Annotated in this window: 12 protein-coding genes and 1 tRNA gene; 6 read left to right on the forward strand and 7 right to left on the reverse strand. The window is 72.8% G+C overall.

Features of this window, described 5'->3' with window-relative positions:
* The first annotated feature begins 111 nt into the window (after nt 1–111).
* From M8I34_RS28880 to M8I34_RS28900, 5 genes are all read left to right on the forward strand, one after another.
* Nucleotides 112–897, forward strand: coding sequence for a MerR family transcriptional regulator (locus M8I34_RS28880; RefSeq protein ID WP_250054186.1), 786 nt, complete (start codon nt 112–114; stop codon nt 895–897).
* 124 nt (nt 898–1,021) lie between these two features.
* A complete protein-coding gene (locus M8I34_RS28885; protein ID WP_250054188.1) occupies nt 1,022–2,293 on the forward strand; it encodes a glycosyltransferase in 1,272 nt (423 codons plus the stop codon).
* A gap of 161 nt (nt 2,294–2,454) precedes the next feature.
* Nucleotides 2,455–2,976, forward strand: a complete 522-nt coding sequence (locus tag M8I34_RS28890) for a M23 family metallopeptidase (protein ID WP_250054191.1) — start codon at nt 2,455–2,457, stop codon at nt 2,974–2,976.
* An 89-nt stretch (nt 2,977–3,065) separates the two neighbouring features.
* Nucleotides 3,066–3,497, forward strand: a complete 432-nt coding sequence (locus M8I34_RS28895; RefSeq protein WP_250054193.1) for a helix-turn-helix domain-containing protein — start codon at nt 3,066–3,068, stop codon at nt 3,495–3,497.
* The gene (locus tag M8I34_RS28900; protein ID WP_250054195.1) at nt 3,494–4,333 is read left to right on the forward strand and encodes an alpha/beta fold hydrolase; all 840 of its coding nucleotides are present in this window, start codon (nt 3,494–3,496) and stop codon (nt 4,331–4,333) included. The genes M8I34_RS28895 and M8I34_RS28900 overlap by 4 nt, the downstream gene beginning before the upstream one ends.
* Before the next feature lie 303 nt (nt 4,334–4,636).
* Here the strand turns inward: M8I34_RS28900 and M8I34_RS28905 are convergent.
* The 7 genes from M8I34_RS28905 to galU all read right to left on the reverse strand — a co-directional run bounded on the left by M8I34_RS28905 (nt 4,637) and on the right by galU (nt 9,878).
* A tRNA-Ala gene (locus M8I34_RS28905) sits at nt 4,637–4,709 on the reverse strand.
* A 75-nt stretch (nt 4,710–4,784) separates the two neighbouring features.
* A complete protein-coding gene (locus M8I34_RS28910; protein ID WP_250054197.1) occupies nt 4,785–5,831 on the reverse strand; it encodes a hypothetical protein in 1,047 nt (348 codons plus the stop codon).
* A gap of 151 nt (nt 5,832–5,982) precedes the next feature.
* Nucleotides 5,983–6,597 (reverse strand): GNAT family N-acetyltransferase, encoded by a 615-nt coding sequence (locus M8I34_RS28915; protein ID WP_244414276.1) that lies wholly within the window; start codon nt 6,595–6,597, stop codon nt 5,983–5,985.
* A gap of 14 nt (nt 6,598–6,611) precedes the next feature.
* Nucleotides 6,612–7,115 (reverse strand): molybdenum cofactor biosynthesis protein B, encoded by a 504-nt coding sequence (locus M8I34_RS28920; RefSeq protein ID WP_250054199.1) that lies wholly within the window; start codon nt 7,113–7,115, stop codon nt 6,612–6,614.
* Nucleotides 7,112–7,594 carry a cyclic pyranopterin monophosphate synthase MoaC gene (gene moaC / locus M8I34_RS28925; RefSeq protein ID WP_030985485.1) on the reverse strand — a complete coding sequence of 161 codons (483 nt, stop codon included), beginning with the start codon at nt 7,592–7,594 and terminating at the stop codon, nt 7,112–7,114. Before moaC ends, M8I34_RS28920 begins: the two co-directional genes overlap by 4 nt.
* Nucleotides 7,595–7,654: 60 nt before the next feature.
* Nucleotides 7,655–8,971, reverse strand: a complete 1,317-nt coding sequence (glp, locus tag M8I34_RS28930; protein WP_250054201.1) for a gephyrin-like molybdotransferase Glp — start codon at nt 8,969–8,971, stop codon at nt 7,655–7,657.
* A 4-nt stretch (nt 8,972–8,975) separates the two neighbouring features.
* Nucleotides 8,976–9,878 carry a UTP--glucose-1-phosphate uridylyltransferase GalU gene (galU, locus tag M8I34_RS28935; protein WP_244414273.1) on the reverse strand — a complete coding sequence of 301 codons (903 nt, stop codon included), beginning with the start codon at nt 9,876–9,878 and terminating at the stop codon, nt 8,976–8,978.
* Between the two features lie 111 nt (nt 9,879–9,989).
* Here galU and M8I34_RS28940 point away from each other — a divergent pair, with 111 nt between their 5' ends.
* Entirely contained in the window at nt 9,990–10,613 is a 624-nt protein-coding gene (locus tag M8I34_RS28940) for a 5-formyltetrahydrofolate cyclo-ligase (RefSeq protein ID WP_284050920.1), read from the forward strand.
* Nucleotides 10,614–10,666: the final 53 nt, after the last annotated feature.

Consider the following 10,666-nt stretch of genomic DNA (forward strand, 5'->3'; position numbering starts at 1 on the left):
GTCAGGCCCCAGCCTGACGAACGGCCCGCCCCGCCACCGGTGACACCACCGCCGTAAGGGACGGGCCGACCGGACACGACGGCCGGACAGGACGGGACGAAGGGCGCTGCGATGAGCTACTCGGTCGGGCAGGTCTCCGGCTTCGCGGGGATCACGGTGCGGACCTTGCACCACTACGACAAGGCCGGCCTGCTCTCCCCCAGCGACCGCAGCCCCGCCGGCTACCGCCTCTACAGCGATGCCGATCTCTCCCGGCTCCAGCAGATCCTCTTCTACCGGGAGCTCGGCTTCCCCCTCGACGAGATCGCCACGATCCTGGAGGACCCCCAGGCCAACGCCCTCGATCACCTCCGCGCCCGGCACCGCCTCCTCAACGACCAGATCAGCAAGCTCCAGCGGCTGGTCGAGGTCGCCGAGCAGGCCATGGAGGTCCAGCAGACCGGTGTGGAACTGTCACCCGAGGAGCGGTTCGAGGTCTTCGGCGAGGTGACCTTCGACCTCACCTACGCGACCCAGGCCCATCTGAAGTGGCAGCACCGCGAGAGCTACCAGCGGTCGATGGCACGGGCCGCCGGGCACTCCAAGGAGGACTGGGCGAAGATCATGGCCGAGGCCGCCGACTGGCGCCTGCGGCTGACCGCCGCCTTCGACGCCGGGGAACCTGCGGACGGCGAGCGCGCCATGGACCTCGCCGAGGAACACCGGCAGCACATCGCCCGCTGGTTCACCCCGTGCCCCACCGACGTACACGGCCGGATCGCCGACGGCTTCGTCACCGATCCCCGCGCCTTCGCCCTGGCCGTCCCGCCCACCGAACAACGGCCCGGCCTCGCCCCGTACCTGCGCACCGCCGTACACACCAACGCCGTACGCCGCTCTCCGGCCGACAACGCCTGAACCGAGCCCGCGCACGGCTGACCGAGCCCGCACGAGTCCCGAACACGGCACGGGCACCCCCATACCCACCGCCGAACGCGCATCCCCCTCCCCTGCCCGAAGCGAAGCGAAAGCGGACCGCCCCATGACGAAGATCCTGATCACCGCCGCCGGTTCGTACGGCGATGTCGCCCCGTACACCGGCCTGGGCGCCCGGCTCCGCGACGCCGGCCACGAGGTCGCGCTCGCCACGCACGACACCTACGCCCCCCTCGTCCAAGCCGCCGGCCTGGAGTTCCGCCGGCTGCCGGCCGACCCCCGCACCCGCCGCCCCGGCACCACCGGCCAGGCACGGCCCGCCGCCCCCGGCGGCAAACGCGCCCTCATGCGCCAGGCCGCCGCCTTCATCAAGGAACTGGGCGGCGGGATCGCCGACGCGGCCCACGAGGACACCGGACTCCTCCTGCTCTCCGCCACCACCGCACCACTCGGCCACCACCTCGCCGAGGCGCTGGACATCCCGTCCCTGGACCTGCCCCTCGTACCCAGCGCCCCCACCGGCGACTTCGCCCCGATCGTCAGCGGCGGCCGCTCACTGGGCCGTTGGGGCAACCGCGCCGCCGGCCGCCTCTCGCTCCGCATCATCGACCGCCTCTACGCGGACGCGACCCGGGACCTCCGGGCCCGCCTCGGTCTGCCGCCCGCCACCCCCCGTACGGTCCGCCGCCGCACCGAAGCCGCCGGCCGGCCGGTCCTGCACGGCTTCAGCGAGGTCCTGCTGCCCCGCCCCGCGGACTGGCGCACCGGCCTGGACGTCGTCGGAAACTGGTGGCCCTGGCACGCGCCGGACGCCCAACTCCCCGACCTCGTCGAGGACTTCCTCGCCGCGGGCCCGCCCCCGGTCTTCCTCGGCTTCGGCAGCATGGCGGGCGGCGACGGCGAGCGCCTGAGCACCCTCGCGGCGGCCGCCCTGCGCCGCGCCAAGGTCCGCGGCATCCTCCAGTCCGGCTGGGCGGGCCTGACCACCCGGCACGCAGCACCCGGGCACGCCGACCTCCTCACCCTCGGCGACGTCCCGCACACCCTCCTCTTCCCCCGGGTGTCCGCCGTGGTGCACCACTGCGGCGCCGGCACCACCGCCGCGGGACTGCGCGCGGGCGCCCCCACCGTCCCGGTCCCGGTCACCGCCGACCAGCCCTTCTGGGCCGCCCGCCTGGCTTCCCTGGGCGCGGCCACCGCCCCGATCCCGTTCGCCGACCTGTCCGCCGACAACGCCGTCGCCCGTCTCGCCGACGCCGTCACCCAGGCCGTCACCTCCCCCGCCCGCCGCGACCACGCCACCGAGGCCGCCCGCCGCCTGGCCACCGAGGACGGCGCCGGCGAGGTCGTCAAGGCGGTCGAGCGCCTGGGGTTCTGACCCCTCACCCATCCGGACGCCCGGACCGGCAAAGGCCCCTCCTCCGCGCCAACCTCCACCCGTTCGGCGGCCCGTGGCCCCGCCCCGGGATGCGACCACCCGTCACAAGGCGTGGGCTCACCACTATGACCACATTCCGCAAACGCCCCCCGCTTCGCAGAATGCTGCTCCACGCCATAGCCACGGCGGCCGTGGGCTCCGTCCTCACCCTGACGGCCTCCCAGGTGGCCCACGCCGCCCCCGCCGCCCCCGCCGGCACCTGGACCCACCCCACGACCAACCACCACCGCATCAGCGCCCGCTACGGCATCCGCGGCACCTGGCGCGCCGGCCACCACACCGGCATCGACCTGGCCGTCCGCCCCGGCACCCGGGTCAGATCCGTGGGATCGGGCACCGTCGTCCTCGCCAGGAGATCAGGCGCCTACGGGAAGGCCGTGACGATCCGGATGAAAGACGGCCGCTACACCCTCTTCGGCCACCTCTCCCGCATCACCGTCCGCCCCGGCCAGAAGGTCCGCGCCCGCACCCGCCTCGGCTACAGCGGCGCCACCGGCCGCGCCACCGGCCCCCACCTCCACTTCGAGGTGCGCAAGAGCCGCCGCTACGGCACGGACATCAACCCCCTCACCTACCTGGCCAAACACGGCGTCCGCCTCACCTCACGCACCTTCACCCGCTGACCCTCCCCACACTCCCCCTCCCCAGACTTCCCTAACATTCCTCAACCTTCCCTATCCCATCCCCCAACAGGGAAGGTTAGAGTAGTCCCGTGAACGAACGCTTCTACTCCGTGGAACAAGTCGCCGAACGCCTGGGGCTGCACGTCCGCACCATCCGCACCTACGTACGGGACAGACGGCTCCCCGCGGTCCGCATCGGCAAGCAGTACCGGATCGCGCACGAGGACCTGGAAGCGTTCACCGGGCGTCCCGTGCCCGCGTCCCCGGGCGAGACGGCCGGGCAACAGCGGCACTCCGAGGTGTCGAGCATCGTGGAGATCGACGCGATCAGCGCCGAGACGGCCGACCGCGTGACCACCCTCCTGATGGGCGCGGCAGCCAACCCTCGCCCGGAGGACGAGCCACTGCGCATCGAGACGGCCTACGACGCGGAACGGGCCCGGATGAAGATCATTGTCCTGGGCGGCCTGGGCGTCACCGCCCGGCTACTCGACTACATCGAGGGGGTGCTCTCTTCATGAGCACGATCTACAAGTCCGAGGCCGGCGCGCGCGAGATCCAGCAGCGCTACCAGGAGATGCTGCGCAGCTGGCCGGTCCCCGCCGAGCATGTGCGGATCCCGACCCGCGAGGGCGAGACCTTCGCCGTCGTCTCCGGCCCCGAAGACGCACCGCCGGTGCTGCTGCTGCACGGATCGGGGGCGAACGCGACGATGTGGCAGGACGACATCGCCGCCTGGGCACGGCATTTCCGCACCTATGCCCTCGACGTCATCGGCGAGCCGGGCCTGAGCGCGCCGTCCCGACCGCCCTTGGCCTCCGACGCCCATGCCCAGTGGCTGGACGAGGTACTGGACGGCCTCGGGATCGCCAACGCCTCGGTCGTCGGGACCTCCCTCGGCGGCTGGCTGGCGCTGGACTACGCCACCCGCCGGCCGGAGCGGGTGACCCGCCTGACCCTGCTGTGCCCCGGCGGCGTCGGGAGGCAGAAGGTGGGCTGGCTGTTCAAGGCCCTGCTCCTGCGCCCCTTCGGACGCCGGGGCGCGCTCCGCTCGACGCGAGCCGTGACCGGCCTGGACACACCGCGGGCCCGGCACGCCCTCGACCACGTGATGCTGACCTTCTCGCACTTCAAGCCGCGCACGGAACGGCTGCCCGTATTCCCCGACAGCGCATTGCGCCGCCTGACCATGCCCGTACTGGTGATAGCCGGCGCCCGCGACGCGATGTTCGACTCCGCCGGCACCGCCCGGCGCATGCACCAGAACGTCCCCCACGCGACCGTGAACCTCCTCCCCGAGGCCGGCCACGCCCTCCTCCACCAGACCGATTCCGTCCTGGCCTTCCTACGCGAATAACCGCTCTCCACCGCCTCACCACAACGACGGAATGCCGCCCTCCGCATCCGCCCCGCAGCACCACGCGTCAACGGACACCCCCAGACAGCGAATTGGCCGGCCCCCGGAAACCTCCGGAGGCCGGCCATACCGCTGACACAACCAAATGACGCCACATCAGCCCGCCCGCCACAGCGGCCCGCCCCCTCCACCACCCCGAACAGACCCGAACGCCCCCGGAAACGACAAAGATCCCGCCGATCATCTCGATCGGCGGGATCTCGTCAACCACTCCCGAGCTGCCCCGGGAACGGTCTTTGTCTGTGGACCTGAGGGGATTCGAACCCCTGACCCCCTCGTTGCGAACGAGGTGCGCTACCAGCTGCGCCACAGGCCCTTGCGACGAGTGAAACTCTAGCATCTCGGTCGCGGTGCTCGGAAATCGCTTCCGGTGCTGGTCAGCGGAGGGCCGTCACTCGTTCGCCGCGCGGGGCCGGTCCTCGTTCTCGTACTGGTCGAAGAGCGGGGTGCGGCCGCGGGTGCGGCGGCCGGGGTGGGTGGGGCGGTCCTGTTGGGTGTCGGGCTGGGGGTGGTCGGGGGCGGCGCTGGAGCGGGCGGAGCTCCAGGCGTCCTCGGCGTCCAGGTCGACGTGGCTGGTGGCGCGCGGGGCGACCGGGGCCGTGACGTAGGTGGGGAGGGGGACCGGGACCGGCTCCCAGCTGCCGGCGGCGGGCCGCGGGCGTTCGCGTTCGCGCTGCTGGTCGACCCACTCGGCGTGGTCGGTCTCCTCGACCAGGGCCCGGCGTCCCGCGGTGTGGGCGGGGGTGACGGGGCGGGGCGGCTCCGGGGCGGCGTCGGCCGGGGGGTCAACGCGGGCGGCGGGCGGGTGCTCGTCGGCGGGCGGCTGGTCGGCCGCCTGCTGAGGGCGGGCCCGCCTGTCCTCCCGCAGCCGCTGCGCCGCCGCCTCCGCCTTGCGCCGGTCCATGGTGAAGGTGAAGCGCCGCCGCTCCTGGGCGCGCAGGTAAATGATGTACGCGGTCAGGAGGAGCGCGGGGAGGGCGGGGGCCCAGAGGAAGGGGAGGCCGCCGACCGCGGCGACGATGGCGCCGGCGGTGAAGGTGAGGAACAGCATGGTGGTGGTGCGCCGGCGCCGGGCGAGGACCTTGGCCCGCTTGGTCCGCTCGGCGGCGGAGGGGCGCGGCGGGGCGGCCTGCACCCGGGTGTGGGGAGCCTCGGGCGCTTCCGCCGGAGCGGGGTCGCCGAAGGCCCGGGCGGCGGCCTCGTCGGCCGTGGCGTCCGGGTCCGCGTCGTCGCCCGCATCGTCGGCGGGGTACTCCCCGTGCGCCTTGTCGTAACGGCGCTGCATGGCCGCCCGTCCGGACAGCAGCCGGATGGCGGTGCTGAAGCGCTCGGTCGGACGGGCCTCGTTGAGCTCGTCCTGCCTACGGAGCCACATCGGCACCAAGTAGGCAGCCCAGGCCCCGACGATGACTGCGTAGATGAGGCCGCTGCTTCTCACGACTCACACGGTAGAGGGGTTTGCAGGGGGCCATCCGCCAATTGAGCCGGTGTGTCGCACGATCTGGCTGATATCTCGAACTTTTTTGTGATGGTAGAGATCGGCGCCTCCACCAATCCGGTCAATCAGGGAATGCATTCGAACATTTATTTTATTTGTGGGGTGTGCCGGAGGTACCGGGCTTCTCCCTGCGCCAGCGGTTGAGCAGGCCTTCGGGCAGTTCTTCCGCGGTCAGGGCGAAAACCAAGTGGTCGCGCCAGGCGCCGTCGATGTGGAGGTAGCGCGGGCGGATGCCCTCTTCGCGAAAACCGAGTTTTTCGACCACCCGGCGGCTGGGGACGTTCTCCGGGCGAATGCAGACCTCGATGCGGTGCAGTCCCACGGACCGGAAGCAGTGGTCGACGGCGAGCGCCACGGCCGTGGGGATGACGCCGCGGCCGGCGACTTCCTGGTCGACCCAGTAGCCGACGTGGCCGGAGCACATGGAGCCCCAGGTGATGCCCGCGACCGTCAGCTGGCCCACCAACTGGCCCCGGTACTCGACGACGAACGGCAGCATCCGGCCGGCGTGCGCCTCGGCACGGAGATGGCGGACCATCTGACGGTACGTGGGACGGTGCGGCGGTGCGAGGCCGGGCGGGGGCGGCGGGATGGTCGCTTCCCAGGGGCGCAGCCAGTCGCGGTTACGGCGGTTGACCTCGCGCCAGGCCCGTTGGTCGCGCAGCTTTATCGGACGGAGGGTCACCGCTCCGTCCGTGAGGACCACCGGCCAGGGCGCGTTCAGCTTTGGCTCCCGGAAGGTCTGGGGTGGTCGCCGCCGCGGATCTGGTCGACGGCGTGCGGCAGGAGGCCGGTCAGGACGGCGAGGCCGTCGCGGACGCCGCCGGAGGAGCCGGGGAGGTTGACGATCAGGGTCGTACCGGCGACGCCCGCCAGTCCACGGGAGAGCGCGGCGGTGGGGACCTTCGCAAGGCCTGCGGCGCGGATCGCCTCGGGGATGCCGGGGATCTCGTAGTCCAGGACCTCGCGGGTGGCCTCGGGGGTGCGGTCGGTGGGGGTCAGGCCCGTACCGCCGGTGGTGAGGATGACGGCGTACCGGGCGGAGGCGACGGCTGCGCGGAGGGCGGCCGCCACCGGTTCGCCGTCGGGCACCACCTGCGGGCCGTCGACCTCGAAGCCCATCGCGGCCAGGCCCTCGGCGACCAGCGGGCCGCTCTTGTCGGCGTAGACGCCGGCCGCGGCGCGGTTCGAGGCGGTGACGACCAGGGCGCGGTCGAGGGTCATGACCGGCTCCAGTCGCCGGACTTGCCGCCGGACTTCTCCTCCACGCGGATGTCGGAGATCACCGCGGCCTTGTCGACGGCCTTGATCATGTCGACGACCGTGAGGGCGGCGATCGACACGGCGGTCAGCGCCTCCATCTCGACGCCGGTGCGGTCCGTGGTCTTGACCGTGGCCGTGATCTCGACGGCGTCGTCGGTGAGGGAGAGGTCCACCTTGACGCCGGAGACGGACAGCGGGTGGCAGAGCGGGATCAGCTCGGGGGTGCGCTTGGCGCCCATGATGCCGGCGATCCGGGCGGTGGCCAGGGCGTCGCCCTTGGGCATGCCCTCACCCCGCAGCAGCTCGATGACCTGCGAGGAGACCAGGACGCGGCCGCTGGCGCCGGCCGTGCGGGCGGTGACGTCCTTCTCGGAGACGTCGACCATCCGCGCCGCGCCCGCCGCGTCGAGGTGGGTGAGGTGTTGCTGGCCGCTGCTCATCGTTCTCCCGGTACCAAACTGCCGCCTGTGGGACGACACCGTACCCCCGGCGGCAGCGGGCTACCCGAGCAGGACGACGTCCACGTCCGCGCCCGCGGCGACCTCGGTGGTCTCCTCGGGGACGATGATCAGCGCGTTGGCGTGCGCCATGGCCTTGATCAGGTGGGAGCCGGCGCCGCCGACGGGGGTGACCGTGCCGGCATCGGCGTCGTAGGAACCGCGCAGGAACTGGCGCTTCCCCTGGGGTGAGGAGGCGATGGCGTCGGTGCACCGGGCGGGGGTGGTCGGGCGGTGCACCTCGGGCAGGCCCATCAGGGCGCGGATGGCGGGGCGGACGAACAGCTCGAAGGAGACGTAGGAGCTGACGGGGTTGCCGGGCAGCGCGAGCAGCGGGATGCGGTCGGGGCCGATGAGGCCGAAGCCCTGGGGCTTGCCGGGCTGCATGGCGAGCTTGCGGAACTCGACCGTGCCGTCCTCGGCGGACAGGGCGGTCAGGGTCTCCTTGACCACGTCGTACGCGCCGACGCTGACGCCGCCGCTGGTGACGAGGATGTCGGCCCGGATGAGCTGGTCCTCCAGGGTGGAGCGGAGGGTCTCGGCGTCGTCGGCGACGGCGCCGACGCGGTAGGGGATGGCGCCGGCCGCGCGGGCGGCGGCGGTGAGCTGGAAGCTGTTGGAGTCGTGGATCTGGCCGGGGCCCAACGCCTCGCCGGGCTGGACGAGTTCGCTGCCGGTCGACATCACCACGACGCGGGGGCGGGGGCGCACCTTGACCGTGCCGCGGCCGATGGCGGCCAGCAGACCGATCTGGGAGGGGCCGAGCACCGTGCCCGCCCGCAGGGCCGGCTCGCCTTCGGTGACGTCGCTGCCGCGGGCGCGGATGTGGGCGCCGGCGGCGGCCGGGCGGTGGACGCGGACCTCGCCGGCGGCGTCCTGGGGGGCGGCGCTGTGGGCGCGCATCGTGGCGGCCGGTCCTTCGCCCGTGCCGCCGTCGGTCCATTCGACGGGGACGACGGCCTGGGCGCCGGGCGGCAGCGGGGCGCCGGTCATGATCCGGGCGGCCTGGCCGGGGCCGACCTCCGGCAGCTCGCCGCTGCCCGCCGCGACATCGCCGATGACGGTGAGGGCGACCGGTGCCTCCTCCGTGGCGCCCTCGACATCGGCGGCGCGGACCGCGTAGCCGTCCATGGAGCTGTTGTCGAAGGGCGGCAGGGCGACGGGGACCGTGATGTCCTCGACCAGGACGCAGCCCTGGGCTTCGAGGATCTGCAACTCGATCGGGTCCAGCGGGGCGATCTTCGACAGGACGTCTTCGAGATGCTCGGCCACCGACCAGACGCGGTCCTGGTGGCGGGTCCGGCCGGTGGCGTTGTTCAACGTCTTACATCTCCTCGGTGACGTAACTGCGCAGCCAGGTCCGGAAGTCCGGGCCCAGGTCCTCACGTTCGCATGCCAGTCTGACAATGGCACGCAGATAGTCGCCGCGGTCGCCGGTGTCATAACGACGGCCCTTGAAGACCACACCGTGCACCGGTCCGCCGAGGGCGGGGTCGGCGGCCAGCGCCTGGAGGGCGTCGGTGAGCTGGATCTCGCCGCCGCGGCCGGGGGCGGTCTTGCGCAGCACCTCGAAGACGGCCGGGTCGAGGACGTAGCGGCCGATGATCGCGAGGTTGCTGGGGGCCTCGGCCGGGTCGGGCTTCTCGACCAGGTCGGAGACGACCACGACATCGTCGTCGCCGGTGGGGGCGGCGGCCGCGCAGCCGTAGAGGTGGATCTGCGCCGGGTCGACCTCCATGAGGGCGATGACGGAGCCGCCGTACTGCTCCTGTATCTCGACCATCCGCGCCAGCAGCGGGTCGCGGGGGTCGATCAGGTCGTCGCCGAGGAGGACCGCGAAGGGCTGGTCGCCGACGTGCGGTGCGGCACACAGCACCGCGTGGCCCAGGCCCCTGGGGTCGCCCTGCCGTACGTAGTGCATGGTCGCCAGGTCGCTGGACTCCTGCACCTTGGCGAGCCGGGACTCGTCGCCCTTGCGGTGCAGCGCCTCTTCGAGTTCGTAATTACGGTCGAAGTGGTCCTCCAGCGGGCGCTTGTTGCGGCCGGTCACCATCAGGACGTCGGAGAGTCCGGCGGCGGCCGCCTCCTCCACCACGTACTGGATGGCGGGCTTGTCGACGACCGGGAGCATCTCCTTGGGTGTGGCCTTCGTGGCGGGGAGAAACCTGGTGCCGAGGCCGGCTGCGGGGATGACAGCCTTGCTGATCCGTGTGTGCGATGCGGTCATGCGCGACACCATAACCGGCCCTATCGGCACGATGATGAGGGTCTGGTGAATAGAGCATGAGAGCGGGAGCAAGGGCCCACAGTGAGCACTGATCACGATAGAAAGCGCAGGTTGCGGCGACATCTCCTGGAGGTGAGGAGAGCGTTGCCGCCGGATGTCGTCGCCGTGACGGGCGAGGCGCTGGCCCGACGGACGCTGGAGCTGGACGAGTTGACCGCGCCGGTCCCGACGCGGCGGGGCACCCCGCCGCCGGGCACCCCGCCGGTGGTCGCCGCCTATGTCTCGATCGGCGGCGAGCCCTCCACCCGCGCCCTGCTGGACCGGCTGCGGGCGGCCGGGGTGCGGGTGCTGCTGCCCGTCCTGCTGGCGGACAACGACCTGGACTGGGCGCTCTACGAGGGCGCCGAGCGGCTCGTACGGGCCGGCCGCGGGCTGCTGGAGCCGGACGGGCCCCGGCTGGGCCCGGAGGCCGTCACCGAGGCGGATGTGGTGCTGCTGCCGGGGCTCGCGGTGGACCACGGCGGGCTGCGGCTGGGGCGCGGCGGCGGCTCCTACGACCGGGTGCTGGCGCGGCTGGAGCGGGCCGGTGCGCGGGCGTCGCTGGTGGTGCTGCTCTACGACGCGGAGGTGCTGGCCGAGGTGCCGGCCGAGGCGCACGACCGGCATGTGCATGCCGCGGTGACCCCGTCGGCGGTGCACCGGTTCACGGCGCCGGGGGCCCGTACGGAGGGCTGAGGCGGGCCGTATACGGGCGGGCCGGGAGCCGCGGCCGGCCCGGGGCCCGAAAA

It is taken from the genome of Streptomyces sp. MCA2 (genome assembly GCF_023544705.1).
GTDB classification, from domain to species: domain Bacteria; phylum Actinomycetota; class Actinomycetes; order Streptomycetales; family Streptomycetaceae; genus Streptomyces; species Streptomyces decoyicus.